Below are 22619 nucleotides of genomic sequence, written 5' to 3'. Positions count from 1 at the left end.
GCACTTGTAAATCGGGCAGTTAGCAAGGCTAAAGCATTATACCACAGGCACTGTTTGGTTCCGGATCGGATAAGATGGGAGACCCAAAAGGCGATCGCCCCCAAGCATGGGCATGAGGATAACACTAAAATCCGCTCTTGCCAATCCTTCTTTAGCCGTAAGCATTGTAATCTGAGACGATCGTCTTTAAGATATCGCGGGACAGGTGGCGATCCTGTTCTGCAAGCCTCTTTAACGCGCCAGCGGTTGATGCAGAACAGTCTCCTGGTTTTTCATCAAAGCCTGAGCCCGAATGCCCTCTGGCTTCTTCAGTCAACTCTCAAGTAATAAATCTCAGAATGGATACAACGGCAGCGGTTTTATACAACAAAGAGGGTTACCACACCGGAGGGCAAAAACTTCTGGGGCGTCATTCAGCCGGAGAAGGGTTTCTCAAAAGCTTAGTCCAACACGGAACCGCTGACTCTCTCTACTGTTGCGCCGATAGCGCAACAACCTTTAAGGAGTTTTGTTCGCACATCCAACCTTGGCTGCAAAAACCTCGGAAAGTTCGCTGGATTCCGATGGAACGACCGGATTTGCTATCTCAACCGGGCACAATTTACCGACCAGATCCGGTTCTGTCGCAGATGGTGTGGGCGCGCAGATTTGTCGATCAGCGGGCCTACAGCGTTTGCGGCGTTACTCACACGATCGGTACAAAATACATCATGGAGGCGATCGGCGATTTGATCACCGCACCCATGCAGCCTTGGGACGCCCTGATCTGCACCTCTGCCGCCGTGAAAACAGCAGTAGAAGGAGTTATGAGGGAGTGGTCTGAATATTTAGCGCAGCGGAACGGCGGTAAACCGGAAATTTTGGTCAAATTCCCCGTTATTCCCCTAGGAGTGGATTGCAGCGCCTTTCCGCAGGGTGTGGAAGCAGTTAATAGTCGCCGCCAACTGCGACAAGAACTCGGCATTTCTCCCGAAGATATTGTTGTGTTATTTGTCGGTCGATTGACTTTTTCTGCAAAAGCTCATCCGGTACCCATGTACATCGCCCTAGAACGGGCATCGCAACAGACAAAAGCCAAAATCCACTTAATTCAAGCCGGTTGGATCGAAGATCCGAGAGAAGAACCCGACTTTAAAAATAGCGCGCAAATATTTTGTCCGTCGGTGAATGCTATTTTTTTAGATGGGAGACAGCCGGAAATTAGAATAAATATTTGGTCGGCCGCCGACATTTTCATTTCGCTTTCCGACAACATTCAAGAATCCTTTGGACTGACACCAATAGAAGCCATGGCGAACGGACTGCCGGCCATAGTCTCCGACTGGAACGGATACAAAGAATCTATACGCCACGAAATAGACGGCTTCCGCATTCCCACACTCATCCCGCCCCCGGAATCTTGTTTAGATTTAGCCCTAAATTATCTCGACGGCAGCTTAAATTGGCCGACTTACATGGGTCACACTTCCCTCGCCACAGCAGTTGACATTGATGCTTGCACCCTGGCGTTTTGCCAATTAATTGAAAACCCCGAATTGAGAAAGCGGATGGGAGAAAATGCCAGACAAAGGGCGAGGGAAATTTATGATTGGAAAGTAGTAATTGCTGCTTACGAACAACTGTGGCAGGAATTAGCAGAGATTCGCCTTGTGGCACCGGAGTCAGCACCTTTAAAACCTGGGAAGCCGCCTTATCCCCTAGGCGACGATCCGTTTCGGGTATTAGGTAATTATGCGACTAGAAGTTTAAGCAATGAGATGATGCTGAGTCTGGGTGCGATCGCCACATCAGAACTTCTGAGAGAGTTGCAAACAATTTGGTTTACCAGCTTCGGTCAGGACAGAAGAATCTCTGTTAACATTCAGAGGGAGATATTGGATGCGATCGAGGAAAAGGGTGCTGTCAGCGTCGGAGAAGTTATCAGGCGTTATACCAAAAACGACCAAGAATTAGCATCCCTATATCGGACTCTGCTCTATCTGGTGAAATTTGGTATCTTAGTTATTAGTTGTTAATACTCTGCAGACTCGGCGATTAAAATCGCGTCTCCACAAAGTTTCGTCCCTCTCGCTTGAAACTACAGAGAATATCGGTCTGACTTTTGCCTCAACTTCGATAATTAATCAGTGTATCCCTGTCAAAATCCGTGTCATGCCTTCCTTCTGAAAAAACTATGCTTAGAAAATCTGCACTCTTAGAGATAATTGCTGGTAAAAATCGAGGTTTGCTGGCGACTCCCAGCGACAAACAAGCGATTTTAAGTGCGATCGCCCAATTGGAAGATTACAACCCCACGTCTCGCCCTGTGGAAGCTGCAGAGCTTTTAAATGGTGATTGGCGACTATTGTACACCAGCAGCAGCGGCCTGCTGAATCTTGACGCTTTTCCCTTAGTAAAATTGGGTTCAATATATCAATCTATCCGCGCCAAAGAATCTAAAATTTACAACATTGCCGAACTTTACGGCTTGCCTTACTTAGAAGGAATTGTCAGCGTGGCTGCGACATTTGAGCCGACTTCGGAACGGCGAGTGCAGGTAAAGTTTGAGCGGTCAATTTTCGGTTTAAGCAGGTTGATTGGCTATGAATCTCCAGTCAAGTTTATCAATGAGATTGAGTCGGGTAAAAAGTTCGCTGCTGTAGATTTCGGGTTCGATAGTCGCGAACAGCAGGGATGGTTAGATATTACTTATTTAGATAAGGATTTGCGGATCGGGCGCGGGAATGAAGGAAGTGTCTTTGTGTTGACTAAAGAGTGATTTTGTGCTGTTGATGTGCAGGGCGATCACCACTTAACTCATTCTCAATTTATCTTTCTTTCATCCGCGTTTATCCGCGTTCATCTGCGGTTAAAAATCAAAAATCTATCACTTTTGCAAACAGTTCAAGACTTCATAAGTATTCTTACTCGGTCAGTTTTGTCTGTTCTTTCTTTTCCGTCGGCATTGACTTTCTGACAGCTAGCACTAACTCCGCTTCGGTACATCGATACAAGTCCCGCATTCGGAATACTTGCCAAACTTCCATCTTTGGCAATGTTCGACCCTTTTCCCAGTTGCGAATTGAAGATTCAGCACATTCTAGTATATGTGCTACGTCTATAATTTTCAGCCCCGCACGTTCTCTTAAGGCTCTCAGATCCATAGCTGACAGAACCTTTTGATGGACAAAACGTTAAGTTTTACCGTCAATAGTTGACGGATATGACCTATTTGGTGTTTAATCATAGTAGTAGAGGCGTTAGTCGATTTCCGGCAAGAGACTTACTAACGCCCTTTCCTGTAGTCCATAGAGGATACTAAACCATCATGCCACAAAACGGTTATCAACAGGGATTCACTGCGAATCCTCGGGCGATCGCGTACCAAAAACGCCTTTACCCTTGGGCGATCGCCAAACTCATGCCCAGTATGCAGCGCGCGATTGTGGGGCGATTTCGCAGTCGATCGGATGCTGACGGGCACTTGCTGTGTCTGCGTCAACTGATGCCTCAAACAACGCTTGTGGTAGTTTTTGACTGGCAACCAGCAGACTAAAAGTAGGATTAAACCCCCGTGGTTGCCCCTCTAAGAGTAAGGTAGACACAGGGGTTTAATCCTGCAAGTGGTTCACAATTCATACAGAATTGCTATATCAGAAATGCGATTTTTCTGTGGCGATTGAGGGATTGCCAATTGATTGACTGTCGCAGACTTTAAAACTTTTGGGTCAGGGAAATGGGACTGCGGCGATGTGGTTTGCTCAACAAATTCGGAGTTTGTAAATGGGCGTGGGGAAAAGTGCGATATCTCTTAATTTTTTACACGCTTCTCGCCTAAATCATAACATATAATAAAAATATGTCTTTTGACGTGCTGAGCTTTTATTTGGCTAACCAGGAAGAAATAAATACTTATATTGAGCGCAATCGAATTACTGAAGACTTGGCTTTTATTTGGCTAACCAGGAAGAAATAAATACTTATATTGAGCGCAATCGAATTACTGAAGACTTGATTCATCCTGCTGTTAAAGCCGCAACGATAAAACAAGTGAAAGTATTGGAATTGTTCGGTACTATTGACTATGACGAAAATTAGGGTTATAATGGTGGCAAAATTTTTAGAAATTAAGAATAATACTCCTTAATTCTCTATTGACATCTATCAAATTCAAGGAAACATAGATATGGCTAACGATCACAACATTTATATGGGTTCGGGTAACTATAGCCAATCAATCAAAGGCAATTACATACAAGGCAATTTCATAACTATGAGTCAGGACTTATCTGAAGTAGCGGCTCAAATTCAAGAATCATTAATTCAACTTCAAACACAGGGATACACTCCACAGGATGCTCAGCAAAAAGTGGCTAGTGACTTAGTGTCTCACGCTAATAATGATTCTCAGGCCAAAAGCAGGTTAGTGAAGTTAAGACAGTATGTACTTGATGCTGGTGCCAATGGTCTGATTGGTGAAGCAGTGGTAGGGGTAGTCAAGCTAGCGCTAGGATTATTAGGTATTCCTCTTTGAAGGACAGATAAGCTGTCGCGCATTTAATCTGGACAGCCCGGCTTATTCAAACTCTTGTAGGGTGGGCATCCTGCCCGCCCTACAAGTTAAATTATAATCCCGAACAGCTTATTTCGCTAAATTAATGATAGGTAAAATAAGACAAATCTTTAAGAAATTCAGTATTTTAATATCTCGGCTACCAGGAAGTAAAAAGCAACGATATTACTTCTTTAGCGTATTAGTTGGACTAATAAGTTTTTCGATTGTTGGCACGGGCGTTCTGACTCTAACTAGGTTGATAGTTAGCGTTGTAATATTCGGAGCTTCTAAATTGTTATGGGATTTAGGCGTTAATACCCCACAAGAATCAAGAACTAACTTAGAAGACAATACCCAAACTAGAGATCGCAATATTTTCACAGGGGGTGGTAATTATAATCAATCTATTCATGGCGACTATATCCAGGGAGACTATATAGAAATACAAGGTTGTTACATTAACACCAATCAGGACTTATCTCATGTCGTCGCAGAGTTTCGCGAGGTGGTAGAGCAGCTTAAAAATCAAGGATATAGTGCGCATAAAGCTGAGGATCAAGTAGCCCAAGATTTAGAAGAAAAAACCCGCAGTAACCCGAAAGTAAAAAAAAGAGTTGTTGATTGGGCAAAGTCTTTAAATAATAAGTGTAATCGAATAAATAATGAAACTGATGCAGCTAGAGAAGTTATTAAATATGCTGCTGCTTCTCAATATAGTTCGTCTGCTAAATCCACTTCCGTGGTCGGGGGAAAGTATTATAAATTAGATCTCTTGCTCGAAGCTAAAGAATGGATAAAAGCTGATGAGGAAACAGATAAGCTTATACGAGAAAGGTTAGGAGAAGACAAAATAAATTCTATGTTTTCTTACAATTTCTTATCTGGTCACGACATTGAAAGATTACCGATTAAAGACCTCGATTATATGAATAACCTCTGGGTACAACATAGCAAAGGACTCTTTGGTTTTAGTGTGCAAAAGCAGATTTGGGAAAGCATTGTTGGTAATAAACCTAACGATAACATCTCTTCTGGCTATAGTGAGTTTGAAGCGAAGTTTTCTGAGAAGGTTGGTTGGTACGTGAAGGGTGATTGGATATATTACTCGGATATTAAATACTCTCTCAGAAAATCTCCACGGGGACATCTTCCCATCAAAGTAATGTTACCGGCATATTCTAATAAATGTAATTTCGACACCTCACTTTTTAGGGTTTTTGTTAAGCGTCAATATGACTCCTAAGTGAAAAAATAAAGTTATTCTGTATTGAGTGAGTAAACTAAGAGCGCCCGTTCATCCAAAAAATCTAACAGAAGTGCGATGATCGCAATCTTATCCAAAAACGCAATGCTCAAATTACCCCCTCATAAATCCCAGCCGTAATATCCTAAATAAAAATGCTTCGACTATCCCAAACCCAACTCAAAATCCTCGAAGAATGCCCCCGCAAATTCCAACACAGCTACCTCGAACTTTTAGCCACCACCGCCTCCCCAGAACATAAAGAAAAACTCGCCTGGGGAAGCCACTTTCACCTGTTAATGCAGCAGCGAGAACTCGGACTTCCCATTGAATTCATCATCCAACAAGACCCCGAACTGGGACGCTGTGTGGCAGCATTTATCAACACCGCACCCGAACTTTTTGCTAATTCAGAAAATAGCGATCGCATTTTTCGCCAAGCCGAACACCCCCGCACCCTAATTTTCCAAGACTACCTATTCACCGTTATCTATGACTTATTAATAGCCGAACCAAACGCCGCCCAAATTCTCGACTGGAAAACCTATCCGCGCCCTCACAAATCAAAATGGATAGCCGAAAGTTGGCAAACTCGCCTCTATTTATACGTCTTAGTAGAAACCAGCGACTATTCCCCCGAGCAAGTTTCCATGACATACTGGTTCGTACAATTGCAAGGAGAAGAACCGCCACAAAAACTCACATTTAATTACAGCCAAACAGAACACGATCGCACAAAACAAGATTTAACCCACCTATTGCACCAGCTAACCGACTGGCGACAGCGCTATACCAAAGGCGGCGAATTCTTACCCCAAGTAGAAATTAGTTCCAATCTTTGCGATTCCTGTCAATTTGCCACTCGCTGCAACCGCACACCAGACACAAAAACTCCCTTACCAAATCTGATCGCAGAAACTCCCATAGATTGGCTGCCAAATCTTGCTATAATCGACGAAATATATATTTAACATATAAACAAGCCCCCCAAATTTTACTCGTTACTAGGCTCTGCCTGGTAACGCCTATACGGAGGCTCTGCCTCCAATTTTGCCGATCGCTTTTCGAGGCACAGCCTCTGGAAATGGGTTCCGAGGCAGAGCCGGGGAACCAGTGACTCGCTTAAGTTTTATTTAAACAAACAAGCCCTAGGATTCATCTGTGGTAAAAATCTAAAATCTAAAATCTAAAATCTAAAATCTAAAATCGAATGATAGAAACCCCTCAAAACTGGCAAAATCAACCCCTATCCCAACCCCCAGCTTGGCTAATCCAAGCTGTCAGAAACCATGCACCAGAACTCCCCGGAAACTATGCCGCTGCACTTCTGTGGTATAGAGGAATTCAAAGCCCCGAACAAATACCAGGTTTCTTAAATCCCAAACTTTACCAACCAGCAAGTCCCTTTGAATTCGGACTAGAAATGAACTGGGCGATAGAAAGAATCCAGCAAGCACGAAACAGCGCAGAAAAAGTCGCAATTTGGGGAGACTTCGACGCCGACGGCATTACATCAACCTCCGTACTTTGGGACGGACTGGGAGAATTTTTTGCTCAAAATGACCAACTAATTTATTACATTCCCAACCGTTTAACCGAATCTCACGGACTGAATATCACAGGAATAGACGCCTTAGCAAAATCTGAAATTAGCTTAATTATTACCTGCGATACAGGCAGTACAAACATCGCAGAAATCGAATATGCCACCAGCTTAAACATCGATACAATTGTCACCGACCATCATACATTACCAGACGATCGCCCGCCAGCTACAGCGATTATCAATCCCCGCTACTTTCCGCCAAACCACCAACTATTTAACCTTTCAGGAGTTGGAGTAGCTTACAAATTAATCGAAGCATTATATCACACATTACCGGATATTCCCCAGCGCCCGCTCACAGATTTATTAGAATTAGTAGCGATCGGCTTAATTGCCGATTTAGTCCAACTTACAGGAGACAGCCGCTACCTAGCACAAATCGGCATCGAACAACTGCAAAAACAAATCGCAAATCCCACCCGCCCAGGAGTTGCAAAATTGCTCGAACTGTGCAAAAGATCGGGCGATCGCCCAACCGACATTTCCTTCGGCCTCGGCCCCCGAATCAACGCCGTCAGCCGCATTCAAGGTGACGCCAGCTTCTGCGTAGAACTCCTCACCAGCCGCGACAAAAAACGCTGCGAAGAACTAGCAAATTTAACCGAAATTGCCAACTCCCGGCGCAAATCTTTACAAAAAGATGTTGCCAAAGATGCCGCCAACAAACTAGCCAAACTCGACCTCTCAACCACTAGCGTCATCGTCCTCAGCGACCCCCAATGGCCCGTAGGAGTATTAGGATTAGTAGCGGGACAAATCGCTCAAGAATACGGACGCCCCGTGATTTTATTCAGCACAGAAGGAAGCGAAAAAATTAATGAAAATTTCCCGGAAACGCAATTTACCTCCTTCTTAGATTCAGAATCACCAACACTTTCCCCATCCAAAATTGCCAGGGGTTCCGCCCGTTCCGCCAATCAAATCGACCTTTACCAATTAGTCAAAGACCAAGCGCATTTATTGCACAGATTTGGCGGTCATCCCTTCGCCGCCGGATTGAGTCTCCCAGTGGAAAATATCCCTCTCTTTACCGATGCGGTAAATCAGCAACTGCGACAACAATACAGTACAGATAGTTTAACAGTCGCCCCCGTTCAAGCCGACCTAAAAATTACTGTCTCCGAATTAGGTAAAGACTTATTTCAAGAACTAAAATTGCTCGAACCGTGCGGTATGGGCAACCCCGCACCCAAGTTGCTGATTGAAAACTGCTGGTTTGAAAATCTCTGGAATCAAAAAATCAAGGATTTGAAAGGGCAAAAAGTAGAATATATCAAAACAGAATTTACAATTAGGGATGAATCTAGCGATACGGGATTTCCCGGCATTTGGTGGGGACACAATCAAAACGAAGTTCCCCAAGGCCGCTGCGATGTCACCGTTGAACTCGATTTTAATACTTACAAATCGCGGTATGAAGTGCGTCTCGTAGCAGTGCGGGAACGCACCGAAGAAAACCAAATCAATTCCCAGACTAAAATAGATTGGATCGTAGACTGGCGCAACAGAAATAATGATGAAGAGTTATTAGGCGCTAGCACAAACTTAGAATCTCAAATGCCGATCGACAATCTAGTTTACAATTCCGAAAAGGTTGATCGCGAAAACTCGATCGTCCTCAAAGAATGCCCCGCAAGCTGGGACGAACTGCGGATCTGGTTTCGGCAAGCACAGCACACTCAGAAAAAACTCGCGATCGCCTATACTTTACCTGCACCCGTAGCCCCACAGCAAATCTGCCAACAGCTAATCGGCATCGCCAAATACCTCAGCCGCACAAAAAAAACCGTCACCAGACAACAACTCCGCCAAAAACTCGGCATCAGCGACACCTCCCTGCAACTAGGGTTCAAAACCCTAACATATCTCGGTTTTCAAATCCATTATCGTGATCGAGCTTTCCACATCACCAGACAACCCGAAACCGCACACCATGAAGACGCGCCCGCTCAAATCCCCCAACCCTTATTAGATAGACACTCCATCCAATTCTCAGTGCCAAATTCCCCCATCGCTGCCCGTTTTGCAGCGCAATTCCTAGCAGCAGTCTCCGAAGAACAATTCCGGCGGAAATATTTCTGTGAAGTACCGCTTTCCACCATTGTGTCGATCGCCCGAGAGACCGTTTTCCAAGAAGATTCTACAGCAAATCCCTTCTAACTGATATCTGCCACCATGGTTAAGCATAGGCAGGATGCCAGTTCCACTCATGAGTGGACTTTTCTTAGGCCCGGACGCTGTTGCAGCCCGTGAGGCGAGCTTTTTGGCCTCTTAAGCGAGAGGGGTTTTTGTGGATCGGGCTTAAGAGTCCTATTCCTGACACGGATGCAACATCTCAGTTCTAAGAAATATCTTAGTTCTGAATTCATCCCGATAAAATAAGGCATAGAGCAATGGGAGTTATCCGTTGCGAGTCAGACCCAAAACTCATAACTCCTAACTCACAGGCCACAACCCAAAACTCCCCACCGCCAAACTCGATCGCCCATCTCCAATTTAAAACCCCTATGCTTCTCTGTCCCCGCTGCCAATTTGAAAATCCCAATCCAAACAAGTTTTGTCAACAATGCGGAAATTCCCTAATTTACAAACCTTGCCACGAATGCGGTGCCCAAGTCGCTTTTAGCGCCAAAGAATGTCAGAATTGCGGCGTCGCAACAGGTCAAGTGTGGCGGGCCATTATCTGCGGTCGATCGAATTTTCCAGCAGTCGAGCCACAGGAGTCAACCCTACCCCCAGCCGAGTTTGGGCAAAAACCAGAGATGGTTCCAGAAATCGCATCGCCCCAAAACTCTCCTGAACCAATCACAGACGCGATTAAAACAGAAATCACCACCCCAGCCGAATCCCCAACAGCAGTCGAACCAACTTCTCCACTGACCGAAGTCGCCGAATTCAGCAGTCCAGAAATAGACGCTGTGGTAGCCGTGGGGGCGATCGCACCAGAATCCTTTCAAACAATAGAAAAAAGCTCGAATACAGCACCAGAGGGCGAAATAAACCCATCTGGGCACAATTTTATAACCGCACCACACCCTCAACAAATCCAGGAAGCAACCGAGAACCCCGACAGCCCAAACATAGCTGACACATCCCCTCCCTCTCCAGAATTCCCCATCCCCAATTCAGAATATTTAATCCCTTCCCAGCCAGCCGGAGCTTATTTAGACACTCAGCAGCGCTACCAACTCCTAGAAACCGTGCCGCCGAGAAAACGCTCAGACACAGTAGCAGTAACAGTATTGGACTGTCAGCCGCTGGAAATGTCACCCCTCAAAGCCATGCTAGCAGCCAACTCTGCCAGCGTCGCCAGACGAACATCCCCCTATACCGCAGCAATCAAAGGCGGAGAAAATTCAACCAATTCCGCCTTAGCAGAGCTTTGCCAAGGCATAGCTGAACCTTATCTGGCACTGCGGTGGCAATTCTCTCAAAACCTGCCAGTCATTCACGATAGCTGGTCAGACAACGAACAAGCAGTCCTGCTGCTAGAAGACTGCTCCCAATGGCCGCTGCTGGTAGAACGCTGGAGTCAACCCGAAACTTCCACCCAGCAAATTTTATACTGGCTGCACGAAATGACAGAACTGTGGGCTGCCCTAGAACCCTGGCGCTGTCGGCAAAGCTTGTTGGAACTGACAAATTTGCGAGTCAACCCCGACTCTTCCTTTTCTTTGGCTTCTTTGCGACTGCAATACCTCTATCCCGAACCCGCCGGCTCAAACCTGCAACTCGTAGATTTGGGGCAACTGTGGCAGGTGATATTTAGCCAGTCCGATCATCGCACTCAGTTTGGCGCCTTGCTCGAACTGCTGCAACAAATGTACAGAGGCGAGATTAACACAATCGAAGAATTGCGATCGCGCCTAGAAACTGTTCCCCTGGAACTCCAACCCGCACCTTCACCAAGCTCAACCCCGAGACGCAGGCATTACCGCAGCCCCGACGAGTCGCCCCCCGAGGTTGGCGAGGTCTTAACTCAGCCGATGCCACTCCAGATTTACAGCTTAGAAGACGCAGGCCTCACCGATGTTGGCCGCACGCGCGACCACAACGAAGACTTCTTCAGCATCTGGACTCAGCTCAACAAACTCGAAAGTTCCTTCGGTCGCATTTTTCAAACTAAAGGGCTTTACATTCTCTGCGACGGCATGGGCGGACACGACAGCGGAGAAGTAGCCAGTCAACTAGCCGCTGAAACCCTCAGAGAATTTTTTCAAACCAGTTGGGAAAATCAACTACCTCCTGCAGAAACCATCCGCGAAGGAGTCCTGCTAGCCAACAAAGCCATCTTTGAAATCAATCAAAAGGACGGACGCTCCGGCAGCGCCCGCATGGGTACAACTCTAGTCGCAGTCTTAGTTCAAGACACCCACTTCGCCGTTGCCCACGTTGGCGACAGCCGCCTCTACCGACTGAGAAAGGGACAGGCCCTAGAAAAAATCACCTCAGACCACGAAGTAGGTCAGCGCGAAATTAAGCGCGGGGTTGACCCGGAAACTGCTTATGCCCGCCCCGATGCCTATCAACTAACTCAAGCCATCGGCCCACGAGACAGTAATTTTCTCAAGCCTGACGTGCAGTTTTTAGACTTGTGCGAAGATACCTTATTAATTTTGGCTTCCGACGGCCTGACAGATAATGATTTGTTAGAAACTCACTGGCAAAACACTCTCGAACCCCTGTTCAATCCCCAAGCTGATCTCGACCAGGGAGTTGCCCAGTTGATTGAACTGGGTAACAAACGCAACGGTCACGACAATATCACGGCAATTATCATTCGGGCGCAGGTAGGCGCATTTCGATTTTAGAATTTGGATGCTGCCAACTTTTTCAAAGGCGGCGCTTTTCCCCCGCGACCGCTTGGATTAAACCTGTAATTGTTGCAGGCAAAGGAAACAGCTTCTGTCGTTTCCGGGCAAGGCTTTACTGCTCGCTCTGTTTTTAGGTATCCGGTGGTGAAACAACTTCTGTTTGATTACTCAAAAAGTGATTGCAGACCGATACGATTGCAGAAAATCTGTGAAATACCAACCATTTATCCGTAGCTTTAATTTTGAGACTCTGTTCCGGGAATTTACGGGAAAAAGTGGCTTGATAGTAAGTGGATTCATCATAGTTGAAAGAGCTTTCACTTACAAAAATAGTTAGTCTAATGAAAAAAAATCAACTAAAATGAAGTGAGTCAGCACGCGGGCTGATGCTAAATCTGTTTTATACTCGATCGCTCTCGGGGCAAGGTGGGCATAGGTGGGAAGTGTCCGCCCTACATATATATGTGGGGCTTACATTACAATCTGCTGCTACATCAAATTTACGTAAAAGTTTAGTGATTGTTTACCTAGTTTTTTTAGTTTCAAGTGTTGAATCGCTCGACTGTGTTTTAAGGAGCGATCGACCCCTCTGAATTTTGACGGATAATTGTTCCCCAAAAACTATTTATAACTTAATGGTTTATGGAATCTTTAATCATAATCAGGATATTATAAAGTTTTAGTGAAACTCACCTGTGAAGCTCATAATTAATTTTTAATTTCTAATTTTTCAAAGTCCTACGCCCCTAATCTGTAAATTCCCGCAAACTCTCACTGCCACATCAGGGAGTTCAACCACATCAATCGAAAATGCTGCTGACTCTTTTAGATCCAGACAAACAGACCCCCCTGCAACAGTGGAGTTTCGAGAGCGAATCCATTATTCGCATCGGTCGCTCTCCTGAAAATCACGTTGTGATCCCCAATGCTCTAGTTTCACGGCAGCATCTGGAATTGCAAAGAGTTAATAGCGGGAGATCCAGCCAGTGGTACTTAGTCAATTCCGGGACAAATGGCACTTTGGTGAACGGTATTCTCATGTCTCAGGGTTGGATATCCGACGGTGCCCTGATCCAGTTGGCGCGGGGCGGCCCAATTCTGCAATTCCAAGTTATTACTATTGAACTCGGCGGCAAGATTGAGGCGAACCCCACCGTCAATCTCGCCACCCCGAGGTGTACCCATGCGGGAAACCCGCCGGGGAATTTATTCTGCATCCACTGCGGCGAACCGATTAAAGTCGATCGTACGGTGCGCCACTACCAAGTGCTGCGAACTTTGGGCCAAGGCGGTATGGGGACAACGACTTTAGCCTGGGATCGAGAGAAAGCGAAAGCTCAACAACCCGGAAGTTCCCCCGCAGCTTCTCTGGTAGTCCTCAAGGAAATGAATGCTGACATGGCTCAAATTGCCAAAGCTCAAGAACTGTTTGAACGTGAAGCTAAAACTCTCAAGGCCCTCCACCATCCGGGAATTCCTCAGTTTTTTGACTTTTTTGTGGAAGGGGGCAAAAAATACTTGGTGATGGAAATGCTCCACGGCGAGGATTTAGAAAAACGCATCTACAACCGCGGGCCTGTTGCTCCCCAACAGGCAATAGAGTGGATGATCCAAACCTGTGAGGTTTTGGACTACATTCACTCTCAAAAACCCCCGATCGTCCACCGGGATATTAAACCTGCTAATTTGCTGGTGCGCCACCGCGACAATTGCATTACGCTGCTGGATTTTGGTGCCGTTAAAGAAATCGGCACTCCTCCGGGCACTCGCATCGGCGTTGAAGGCTACACCGCACCAGAACAAGACCGGGGACAGCCTCTCCCTCAGTCGGATTTATATGCTATTGGGCCTACTTTGATTTTTTTGCTGACGGCCCAAAGCCCTCAAAACTTTTACGGGAAAATAGCTGGAGGTTACGGGTTTAAGCTCGAAAATATTCCGACGATCGCCCCCAAGCTGCGGGACACCATTGTGCGAACCACGGCAGCTAAGCCTGGGGATCGCTTTCAAACAGCTCAACAATTAGCTCGAGCTTTAGCAGCTTCGGTTTAACAAAAGTCCGAAGTCAAAACTCAAAAGCCAAAAGCCAAAAGTCACAAGTCATTAGGAAGAGGGCAAAGGGCAAAGGGAAGAGGGAAGAGGGAAGAGGGAAGAGGGAAGAATTTAGCCACGGAAATTTATGAAAGAAAATTTACCCGATCGCATCTTCTTTTCTTCCCGACACCGAAGTCCTCAGTATCCTCTGTTATTCCTCGTCCCAAGCTTCTACAGCTATCAACTCGCTAACGGGGTCTTGCATAGAAAAATCAAACTCTTGGAGTTGCTGTTTCCAGTAAGGCCATTCGTCGCCATAAAGCAGAGCAATTTTCCAAATGCTGTCTGTGGGCTTGATAATGTCAGACGTGACGAGAGAATGCACCTGACGCTGGAACTTAACCATCGGCTGTATAACCTTCTGGCTCATAATACCTCTTGAATTGTTTAAATCTTGTGTAATTACAACTTCCCAGCTCACACTTGTTACCGCAGTTTCGCCAAGAACAGTCTCGCCAAGATACGTGTAGATTTTTGTCGGGAAGCTACATATTCAACTTGTATCTTAACACAGTTCGTTTTGACAAGGGGCTATAAGCAAGACTGAAGAGTCAAGACCGACTTCAAAGAATTAATCATCTTTAAGATGTCCCGCTATATGCTGTCGATCGACAGTGGGAGGTTGACCGCCTCGATTGTTTCCACATAGTGGTAGATGCAAGGGCTGCGTTCGGCTTGTTCTTGACAAGGCTGAGTTTGCGTAGAAGAAACTGCAACTACTGCGCTTTGGCTGCTACAGCGTAATTTCCGCTTTCCTGCTAAACCACATCTGTTTCACCTTCGACGCTGGGTTAGCTGTGAGAGTGGGGTCTAAGCTAGATAAACAGATTATAACTCTACTCACCGCAAAAGCGATCAAAAATTGTTGGATACTGTTGATCGCCACCCCTAAAGGTCGATCGAACATTCTAGGCTGCCCCACGTGGGCCAGCAGGCAAGTTTCAAACCCATCGTCCGTCTTGATTCAATAAATCTAAAATCTAAAATCTAAAATTGTATGACTTGGACAAGGCGACACATTCTTACTCTGGCTGATTTTACCTCGGACGAATACGATACGGTGCTGCAAACTGCAGCCAGTTTTCGGGAGGTGCTCGGCCGCCGCACCAAGAAAGTGCCGGCCCTGCAGGGTCAAGTGGTCGCGAATTTGTTTTTTGAACCATCTACACGGACTCGCAATAGTTTTGAGTTGGCGGCGAAGCGGCTGTCGGCAGATACACTAAATTTTACGCCGGGAAGTTCTTCTCTGACGAAGGGGGAGACTATTCTGGATACGGCTAAGACTTATCTGGCGATGGGAACGGATTTGATGGTAATCCGGCACGAACAAGCTGGAGTTCCCAGCACGATTGCTTCGGAAATGGATCGCTTGGGTTCGAGAGTCAGCGTTCTGAATGCTGGAGACGGCCAGCACGAACATCCATCGCAAGGTTTGCTAGACTTATTTACTATTTGTGCTCTGTTAGATACCGAACGTCCGCGACTGGAACTTTTAGCGGGCAAAAAAATTGCTGTGGTGGGGGATATCTTACATTCGCGGGTGGCTAGGTCTAATATTTGGAGTCTAACGGCTTCTGGGGCAGAGGTTCATTTGGCCGGGCCGCCAACTTTGCTACCGCTGTTGTTTGCTGAGTGTGGCGATGGTAGGGAAGGCAAATTATTTTTGCACTGGCAGCTTGAACCTGCTTTGGCTGATGCTGATTTTGTGATGACTTTGCGGCTGCAAAAGGAACGGATGAGCGACCATTTACTGCCGAGTTTACGAGAGTACCATTCTTTGTACGGGATTACGCGCGATCGACTCAAACTCTGCAAGCCGGATGTGAAAGTTTTGCACCCGGGCCCAGTTAACCGTGGCGTGGAAATTAGTTCGGATTTGATGGACGATGCCCAGTTTAGCCTGATTTCTCAGCAAGTTACCAGCGGCGTGGCGGTGCGGATGGCCTTACTTTATCTAATCGGCGGGGGTAAAGTTTAGGCTGTTAAGCTGTTCTGCCTTTAAATTGTCTGTAAAAAAAATAAAAGTCTTGTGGGGTGGGCGTCTCGCCCGCCCTGAATATACAATTTAAATGCGCGACAGCTTAGTTGTTAGTCATGAATTTCGGATATTCGATTATTTTCAGGCTCGATCGCATATTTAAAATAATCGTTACCCAGTATCGCCGGGTAACGATTAAAACTCTTTCTAGAAATGTAAAGTTATCTAGTTAAGAGTTAGGAGAGCCAGGACGCAGACACCCAGCCGCCACCTTCGAGTTGGGCCCAGCCGTTTCTGTAACGACCGGTCAATGCCACATTGTCTCCATTGTATAACTTGCCGATGACATGAGAACAGCCATCGGGGCGGTGGCGGATATTCAGTCGGCCGCCGTTGGTTGCAACTTCGGCGTAGCTGTTACGGCTGTGACCGCCGCAGTGACGGTAGCCGCAACTTGCCTGTGCTTCACCGGGGGTACCCAGAACAGATAGAGCTACTGCCATACCTGCAACGCCTACCCATGCAGAATTAGGAATTTTCAATTCCAGTTGGAGTTCGGACTCTGGAGATTCATAAGCAACAAAAGACTGGCTCAATGCTAGTGCTTCCATAGTTTCCTCGTGATTGTGGTTAACATTTGTTGGTGCAGATTCAGGTCGAAACCTCAATTAACAGCCCAAACCATTAACTTATGTTTCAGAAAAGGCACAAGAGGGCGTTACTGTCTTGCTTTTGGCGAGTAGTCGCCCATTTTCTTGAATCCTGCACAGGTATATCATGTCATCTAAGTAGCTTTCCGGAACAAAAAAATAAATAAAGTTTACATCTGCTGCTAAAGATTTGGGCGACGCGGATCAAGTAGGAGGGCAGAATTAAACTTAACTGTGTCATTCAAAAGGGAACGAAGTTATCGATTGGGGTTGGAAATTGCTTGTACTTAGTTGCGAATGATACTACTTATTTTGGTGCTTATTTATTGAATTGCTACAGCCATATCGGCAGTTAATTCTATCGGACAAGCATCCTACTCGTCTTCAAGCAGGGTATTAGTTTGGTTCGGGCCAGTTACATTGTAGCCGATCGCACTGGTTGGTATAAAAGTTAGGGGTGATGGCGTCGCGCCCCGCAAGCTACGAGATTTGCCTCAAGATTAGCCATCTTGTTTCTCTGACAAGGATGCAAGAGCAATCGATCGCGACTTGATTTGTGTCAAGATCGATTAACTTCCCCACCACCACTTCTTTGGCAATGAACTCCTTCGCTGCACTTTCGATCGGCACAATTCCTCAACGCCATGAATCAGACAGCTTCGCCATTACCTTAGCGCCTTTGTCTGTAGAGGAAATATACGCTTTGGCAGATGACCCCGCCAACGGAGCCGTGGTAATGATGAGCGGTACAGTCCGCAACCAAACTGACGGTCAAGCTGTAGTTTCCCTAGAATATCAAGCCTACGAACCGATGGCCGTGCGAGTATTTCAGCAAATCGCTACGGAAATCCGCCGCCAGTGGGCCGATGTCAATCGGGTCGCCATTCACCACCGCGTCGGACACTTGCAGGTGGGGGAAATCAGCGTACTGGTGGCTGTTGGCTGTCCCCACCGAGGGGAGGCTTTTGCAGCTTGCCAGTACGCCATAGATACGCTCAAACACAATGTACCGATTTGGAAAAAGGAACATTGGGCCGACGGTTCTAGCAGTTGGGTGAGTATTGGAGCGTGCGAGGTTGTCGGGCATTAGTAAGCAGTCAGCAGTCATTGAGTGTCTGATGACTCAAGCCCATCGCAGTTTCCGAGCGCGGGAACCAATCGGGATCTGCTAGCGTCAAAAAGTGTGGAATGTTCGATGAGCCAATTCCACCGATGAGCGACTTTATTTCCGTGTCCTGGTCTGCGGTTGTGGCGACCGTTCAAAGAGTGCAATTGCCAGCCGAAAAACTCTCTAATTATGACTTGGTATTGCGTTGTCAGGAAGGAAATCGACCTGAGAGCACTGCCTTTTCAGAACTGTTGAAGCGGTATCAGTCCCACGTAGACAGGGTACTTTATCACTTGGCCCCTGACTGGCAAGACCGAGCAGACTTGGCTCAGGAAGTGTGGATTCGAGTTTACCGCAATATTAACCGCTTGCAAGAGCCTGTTAAATTTCGGGGCTGGCTGAGCCGCATCGCTACTAATTTGTTTTACGATGAGTTGCGGAAGCGCAAGCGGGTGCGAACTCCGCTGTCGCTCGACGTACCCCGTACTCTGGAAGATGGCGAGGTGGATTGGGAAATTCCGGCCGACAGTCCGGGACCAGATGAAGATTTGACGACTCGAGAATTTTACGACCAGTTGCGGGTGGCGATCGCAGATTTGCCGGAAGTATTCCGCACGACAATTGTTTTGAGAGAAATAGAAGGTTTAGCCTATGAGGAAATAGCCGAAATGACAGGAGTTTCTCTGGGAACTGTCAAGTCGAGAATTGCTAGAGCTCGCCAAAGATTGCAGTTGGAATTGCAAAAATATCTCGATGGTAATTAGCAATAGTGCTTTGAGAGGCCAGTCAAAAAGATTTGGTGATGTTTGCTGTCACATCAAAACTTCTCTTTTAAAATATAAATAAGCAGTAAATCATTCTAATAGCGAGGGCATCCTTCCCCCAATTAAAGCAAGTGTGAAAGATGAATTATAACTTTGAATCGGATAAAAATCAGAATCAGCAAGGTATCGGGGATTCACTCGCTGAAGCTCAAGCTAACAACAATTATCCCCAGGGGAATGTAACTACTATGATGCGCGATCACTTTGAATTACTGAGTGCTTACCTCGACGGCGAAGTGACGGCGGCAGAACGTCGGCAAGTTGAGGAGTGGCTGACCAATGACCCCACTACGAAACGTTTGTACTCGCGACTGCTGATGATGCAGCAGAGTTTTCAGGCAATGCCGGTGCCTGCTGCGGAACAATCTGCACAGGAGTTGGCAGCGAAGGTTTTGCAGCGGGTGGAACGCAAGCCGAAACAAACTTGGATTTTGGGTGGAGGTGCGATCGCAGCTTTGTTGATAGCAGCGGTATCTGGTGTCGGTGGCGGCCGCCAATTGTTTGCTCCCCAGTTTGCTCGATCGCCCGTTCCTGGTGAATCTGACGGTTTGATTGTGGCTTTGAACGAGCCTCTGGTGGAGATTGTTAATCCCAACGATTTGATGCTTGGCGTGAACGCACCGATAATGGATATTCCCAAAGTTGGTGTAGCAACTCCTCAAAAGTCCTTGCCAAAGGCGCAGTAGGATTTGTGTTTTGAGCAATAACGGAAGTCGTTAAGCTCCCTAGAAAAGGGGGCTTTTTGCCATTTTTCCCAGTTTTTCAAGGTGGATATATCCTTTGACATTTTCCTGGCTTTGAATGACTTATTGTGGAGCGATCGCATCTTGATATCGGAGTAGGTAGCTAGTGGAATTAGAGCGGGCGATCGCACTTGTCACCGATTTTTTGGATATTTGCGATCGGCAACAGCAATGTCTCCTCAATTTTTTGCCGCACAGCAGGAGAGACATTAGAAGCGCTATTAAGGCAATCTACCAGCAAAATATTAGCATCGTAATACTTCCTCAGCAATAACTTCTGTTGTTCGCTAAATTGCCAATCGTGACCTATATTGCGGTAGAAAATTATGATTTGTCTTAATAGCCTAGTCCAAACTTGTCCGTTAGCTTGCCACCATTGCCTAAATATTTCCTTGTCACCACCTGGGTGAGGTAGTTGTTTCTTAATTTCTTCCAGTGCTTGCATCAGTTCAGGTTCAACAACAGGGACAAGAAGAATGTCATGGGCGAGACTAAGGGCAGGGTCAATAGCACAGTTGACTACAGGCAAAATGGCAAGGTCAAGAACAAGGCCAAGGGTAAGTTGAACAGCAGGGTCAAAGGTATGTTTAACGGCAAGGTAAAGCCCAGGGTCAAGCAAACGCTCAGGGTTACGATTAAGAGCAATCTCAAGGGATGGCAGAAGGGAAAAGTAAAAGAATCTAACTGCAGCAGGTTTGTAGGGAACATCAACAGAAAGGGATTTTTGGTTGACCCACACTATGAACTGCTGTAACTGCTCATCGTCAGCGACCAATCCATCAACTTGTTGTTTCATTAACAGCAATAAGTCATCAGCTTTTCGCAACATCCCAACCGCCAGGAAAAAAACTTCTCGCCAACGCTTCTCGGTGATGTAGCTGACCAGTTTTTCCAAAGCTTGGGGCTCGGAATTGTTAACAATTTGTCTAGCAGTGAAATACTCTTGAAATGTTAGATGAGAAAACGAATAAATCCCCCTTGCCCTCTCCACTAATAACCCATGTTGTGCCTCGATAGCCTTCAGCACAACCTCACTATCCATTTCCAATTGAACGCGGTCAGTTTTGTCATCCCTTAAGTTAGCCAGATAATCGGCAATCAATTGCTGAAGTGTGTTTTTTTCAAAAAAGTAATCGCCCCGCTCGAAAGTAATAGTGGCCACAAAAGCAAGTAAATGTTTCTTGCGTAAAAAATCTAAATTGCGATAAATTTCATCTCGTTGAATGCCTCTCGTTTCATCCCATTTTTTTAGCATAATTTCCATTCCTTCCTCATACAATTTGGCTCGATTGGATGGAAAATCTGCTTTTGCTTGGAATACTAAACAAGTCAGATTCAACAAGATAGGTGTTACTGCCAGTTCTCGTATTTGCTTATTTTTATTCAGTTTTAGCTGCTCTAAAAATTGATATGCTAAAGCTTTTCCTGCTTCCAGATTCTGGGAAAATGCCACAAACCAATTGCGAGCAAAGGCAGCGATTTGCTTATTATTAAAATCTGCTACCTCAACAGAGGTAAAGGCTTCGTCGTGAAATCTGTACTTAGACGCAGCAATTCTACAGGTGATGATAAACTGATTTTTGTAATACTTTCGGACAAACTGACGAATCTGTTTGACGACTGCATCGCTATCTGATTCTGGCACTTCATCTAAGCCGTCCAATAAAATCAGCCCTCTGCCTTGACTAAGTACAAATTCAGTTTGCGATCGCGCATCAACTCCGCAACTGGCAAATTCGTCGCTGATATATTCTAATAAGTCCAGATTAGCGATTTCAGCAAAGGTTTTCAGAGGGATAAAAATAGGTATTTTGTTGCCTTCAAATTCTGAGCGATCGCACTGAATGGCAATGTGTTTCAAAAAAGTAGTTTTACCGGAACCAGGTTTGCCGAGTACCATCAGTTTAGAGTGAGATTTCACCGCATCCAATCCAGGGACTCGTTTCTGGCGTACTTTACCCAATCCCAATCGGTTAAAGTTATCCGCATCTGGGTTGAAGTCTCTCAATAAATCGCGAATTTCTCCCGGCTGCCAACTGGTAATTTCCTCCAAAATGTTGACTTCAACGTAGAGGTTGCTGACATCAACGGGCTGTGCAATATCCAAGAGTTGCATTTTGCTGTAAAGCTGTTGGATTTTGCTGTGGCATTGTTGCCGGATCTCTTGCACTAAGGAATTAATGTCTAAATTCGGTGGCTGCGGATTTTCGGGTGGAGGACGATCGACAATTTCTTCCCAATTCAACTGCAAAACCGTGCAGAAAACCTTGAAAGCATTAGCTTTAATGGATTCTCTTCCTCCTAAAAAACGCCTCCAAGTTGGCAGCGAGAGGCCATCGGCATAGGGCCCGGCCTCTGTCCAAGTTCGATCGGGCTCTAATTTTTGACTAGCTTCTACTAACCATCTGGGGTCTTCTATCGTCGATCCCCTTTCTCTTCTAGCTTGCCTAATTTTTACTAATCCCTCCTCAGAGGCTTTGAGGGTCGTCATTATATAATTTACTTCTTTAATTGTCAATCTCAGTTTTCGCTCAGTTTAGCGATCGCAAACTGAGTTTGTCAAGACCCCAGCAACAAAGAGAAAATGATCCTGACAACAAATGCACGGCATAGGGGAAAAGTCAGGCATAAATCCTGCAAAATTAACCCTTCAGAATGCCACTCTTTTATGTCTCTAAAAATCACCTATTAAAAGACGAGAAAGGATACCAAAATGAGAAATAATCTCAATGAAATTCCCTCACGTGGAATAGGCATAAAACTTATCAGCAAAATTGCCGACAAGCTCAGCTATACACGCACTTCTGACGAGCGAAATTGTCTGTTAATTGTGAAATATTTTCATCCAAGTATAATACCACCCCTACATCCCCCTCAATTTGGTTATTTGAATCGGGTAGTTGACTTTTTAAAGACCTTTATTTTGGGGTGGCAAAAGCAACGAAATTAGGCTCTTCAGAACTTATGGTGATAACTTTATCTAATAAAAGATAGACTCGTGCATAAGACTAGAAGCTGAAACTCA

At 45.8% G+C, this 22619-nt stretch carries 17 protein-coding genes; 13 read left to right on the top strand and 4 right to left on the bottom strand.

The window, feature by feature from the left end; translation table 11 throughout:
• The first annotated feature begins 338 nt into the window (after positions 1–338).
• Together QUA40_RS15505 and QUA40_RS15500 are read left to right on the top strand one after the other, a co-directional pair.
• Positions 339–2015 (top strand): glycosyltransferase family 4 protein, encoded by a 1677-nt coding sequence (locus QUA40_RS15505; RefSeq protein ID WP_333127287.1) that lies wholly within the window; start codon positions 339–341, stop codon positions 2013–2015.
• A gap of 158 nt (positions 2016–2173) precedes the next feature.
• Positions 2174–2758, top strand: a complete 585-nt coding sequence (locus QUA40_RS15500) for a PAP/fibrillin family protein (RefSeq protein WP_333127285.1) — start codon at positions 2174–2176, stop codon at positions 2756–2758.
• 145 nt (positions 2759–2903) lie between these two features.
• Here QUA40_RS15500 and QUA40_RS15495 read toward each other — a convergent pair whose 3' ends face one another.
• Complete coding sequence (locus QUA40_RS15495) at positions 2904–3143, bottom strand: helix-turn-helix transcriptional regulator (RefSeq protein WP_333127283.1); 240 nt, start codon at positions 3141–3143, stop codon at positions 2904–2906.
• A 164-nt stretch (positions 3144–3307) separates the two neighbouring features.
• Here QUA40_RS15495 and QUA40_RS15490 point away from each other — a divergent pair, with 164 nt between their 5' ends.
• The 7 genes from QUA40_RS15490 (at position 3308) to QUA40_RS15460 (ending at position 14249) form a co-directional block, all read left to right on the top strand.
• A complete protein-coding gene (locus tag QUA40_RS15490; RefSeq protein ID WP_333127282.1) occupies positions 3308–3535 on the top strand; it encodes a hypothetical protein in 228 nt (75 codons plus the stop codon).
• Positions 3536–4165: 630 nt separating this feature from the next.
• Entirely contained in the window at positions 4166–4513 is a 348-nt protein-coding gene (locus QUA40_RS15485) for a hypothetical protein (RefSeq protein WP_333127280.1), read from the top strand.
• A gap of 313 nt (positions 4514–4826) precedes the next feature.
• The gene (locus QUA40_RS15480; RefSeq protein ID WP_333127278.1) at positions 4827–5777 is read left to right on the top strand and encodes a GUN4 domain-containing protein; all 951 of its coding nucleotides are present in this window, start codon (positions 4827–4829) and stop codon (positions 5775–5777) included.
• Positions 5778–5932: 155 nt separating this feature from the next.
• Positions 5933–6748, top strand: a complete 816-nt coding sequence (locus QUA40_RS15475; protein WP_333127276.1) for a PD-(D/E)XK nuclease family protein — start codon at positions 5933–5935, stop codon at positions 6746–6748.
• Positions 6749–6987: 239 nt separating this feature from the next.
• Entirely contained in the window at positions 6988–9543 is a 2556-nt protein-coding gene (locus QUA40_RS15470; RefSeq protein ID WP_333127274.1) for a DHH family phosphoesterase, read from the top strand.
• Positions 9544–9890: 347 nt separating this feature from the next.
• Positions 9891–12194 carry a serine/threonine phosphatase gene (locus QUA40_RS15465; RefSeq protein WP_333127272.1) on the top strand — a complete coding sequence of 768 codons (2304 nt, stop codon included), beginning with the start codon at positions 9891–9893 and terminating at the stop codon, positions 12192–12194.
• Positions 12195–13007: 813 nt separating this feature from the next.
• Positions 13008–14249 carry a protein kinase domain-containing protein gene (locus QUA40_RS15460; RefSeq protein ID WP_333127270.1) on the top strand — a complete coding sequence of 414 codons (1242 nt, stop codon included), beginning with the start codon at positions 13008–13010 and terminating at the stop codon, positions 14247–14249.
• Positions 14250–14442: 193 nt separating this feature from the next.
• On the opposite strand, the gene QUA40_RS15455 is transcribed toward QUA40_RS15460, so the two are convergent.
• The gene (locus QUA40_RS15455) at positions 14443–14661 is read right to left on the bottom strand and encodes a DUF4327 family protein (protein ID WP_333127268.1); all 219 of its coding nucleotides are present in this window, start codon (positions 14659–14661) and stop codon (positions 14443–14445) included.
• A gap of 627 nt (positions 14662–15288) precedes the next feature.
• Between QUA40_RS15455 and QUA40_RS15450 the strand changes: the two genes are divergently transcribed.
• The gene (locus QUA40_RS15450) at positions 15289–16269 is read left to right on the top strand and encodes an aspartate carbamoyltransferase catalytic subunit (protein WP_333037021.1); all 981 of its coding nucleotides are present in this window, start codon (positions 15289–15291) and stop codon (positions 16267–16269) included.
• A 236-nt stretch (positions 16270–16505) separates the two neighbouring features.
• On the opposite strand, the gene QUA40_RS15445 is transcribed toward QUA40_RS15450, so the two are convergent.
• Positions 16506–16880, bottom strand: a complete 375-nt coding sequence (locus QUA40_RS15445; protein ID WP_333127266.1) for an SH3 domain-containing protein — start codon at positions 16878–16880, stop codon at positions 16506–16508.
• A 637-nt stretch (positions 16881–17517) separates the two neighbouring features.
• On the opposite strand from QUA40_RS15445, the gene QUA40_RS15440 reads away from it, so the two are divergent.
• The 3 genes from QUA40_RS15440 to QUA40_RS15430 all read left to right on the top strand — a co-directional run bounded on the left by QUA40_RS15440 (position 17518) and on the right by QUA40_RS15430 (position 19537).
• On the top strand, positions 17518–18009 hold the full coding sequence (locus QUA40_RS15440; RefSeq protein ID WP_333127310.1) for a molybdenum cofactor biosynthesis protein MoaE: 492 nt from the start codon (positions 17518–17520) through the stop codon (positions 18007–18009).
• 122 nt (positions 18010–18131) lie between these two features.
• Positions 18132–18791: a sigma-70 family RNA polymerase sigma factor gene (locus QUA40_RS15435; protein ID WP_333127308.1), complete on the top strand. Its 660-nt coding sequence runs from the start codon at positions 18132–18134 to the stop codon at positions 18789–18791.
• Between the two features lie 140 nt (positions 18792–18931).
• A complete protein-coding gene (locus tag QUA40_RS15430) occupies positions 18932–19537 on the top strand; it encodes a zf-HC2 domain-containing protein (protein ID WP_333127264.1) in 606 nt (201 codons plus the stop codon).
• A 169-nt stretch (positions 19538–19706) separates the two neighbouring features.
• On the opposite strand, the gene QUA40_RS15425 is transcribed toward QUA40_RS15430, so the two are convergent.
• Positions 19707–22085, bottom strand: a complete 2379-nt coding sequence (locus QUA40_RS15425) for an NACHT domain-containing NTPase (protein WP_333127262.1) — start codon at positions 22083–22085, stop codon at positions 19707–19709.
• Positions 22086–22619 lie beyond the last annotated feature (534 nt).

The sequence above is a fragment of the Microcoleus sp. Pol11C3 genome, assembly GCF_036701485.1.
Classification (GTDB): domain Bacteria; phylum Cyanobacteriota; class Cyanobacteriia; order Cyanobacteriales; family Microcoleaceae; genus Microcoleus.
Note: the sequence above shows the minus strand (reverse complement) of the source record. Positions and strands in the feature narration are given on the sequence as shown.

Coding starts and splice junctions, on each gene's coding strand:
- QUA40_RS15505 (WP_333127287.1), top strand. CDS start 339: ATGGATACAACGGCAGCGGTTTTATACAACAAAGAGGGTTACCACACC.
- QUA40_RS15500 (WP_333127285.1), top strand. CDS start 2,174: ATGCTTAGAAAATCTGCACTCTTAGAGATAATTGCTGGTAAAAATCGA.
- QUA40_RS15495 (WP_333127283.1), bottom strand. CDS start 3,143: ATGGATCTGAGAGCCTTAAGAGAACGTGCGGGGCTGAAAATTATAGAC.
- QUA40_RS15490 (WP_333127282.1), top strand. CDS start 3,308: ATGCCACAAAACGGTTATCAACAGGGATTCACTGCGAATCCTCGGGCG.
- QUA40_RS15485 (WP_333127280.1), top strand. CDS start 4,166: ATGGCTAACGATCACAACATTTATATGGGTTCGGGTAACTATAGCCAA.
- QUA40_RS15475 (WP_333127276.1), top strand. CDS start 5,933: ATGCTTCGACTATCCCAAACCCAACTCAAAATCCTCGAAGAATGCCCC.
- QUA40_RS15470 (WP_333127274.1), top strand. CDS start 6,988: ATGATAGAAACCCCTCAAAACTGGCAAAATCAACCCCTATCCCAACCC.
- QUA40_RS15465 (WP_333127272.1), top strand. CDS start 9,891: ATGCTTCTCTGTCCCCGCTGCCAATTTGAAAATCCCAATCCAAACAAG.
- QUA40_RS15460 (WP_333127270.1), top strand. CDS start 13,008: ATGCTGCTGACTCTTTTAGATCCAGACAAACAGACCCCCCTGCAACAG.
- QUA40_RS15455 (WP_333127268.1), bottom strand. CDS start 14,661: ATGAGCCAGAAGGTTATACAGCCGATGGTTAAGTTCCAGCGTCAGGTG.
- QUA40_RS15450 (WP_333037021.1), top strand. CDS start 15,289: ATGACTTGGACAAGGCGACACATTCTTACTCTGGCTGATTTTACCTCG.
- QUA40_RS15445 (WP_333127266.1), bottom strand. CDS start 16,880: ATGGAAGCACTAGCATTGAGCCAGTCTTTTGTTGCTTATGAATCTCCA.
- QUA40_RS15440 (WP_333127310.1), top strand. CDS start 17,518: ATGAACTCCTTCGCTGCACTTTCGATCGGCACAATTCCTCAACGCCAT.
- QUA40_RS15435 (WP_333127308.1), top strand. CDS start 18,132: ATGAGCGACTTTATTTCCGTGTCCTGGTCTGCGGTTGTGGCGACCGTT.
- QUA40_RS15430 (WP_333127264.1), top strand. CDS start 18,932: ATGAATTATAACTTTGAATCGGATAAAAATCAGAATCAGCAAGGTATC.
- QUA40_RS15425 (WP_333127262.1), bottom strand. CDS start 22,085: ATGACGACCCTCAAAGCCTCTGAGGAGGGATTAGTAAAAATTAGGCAA.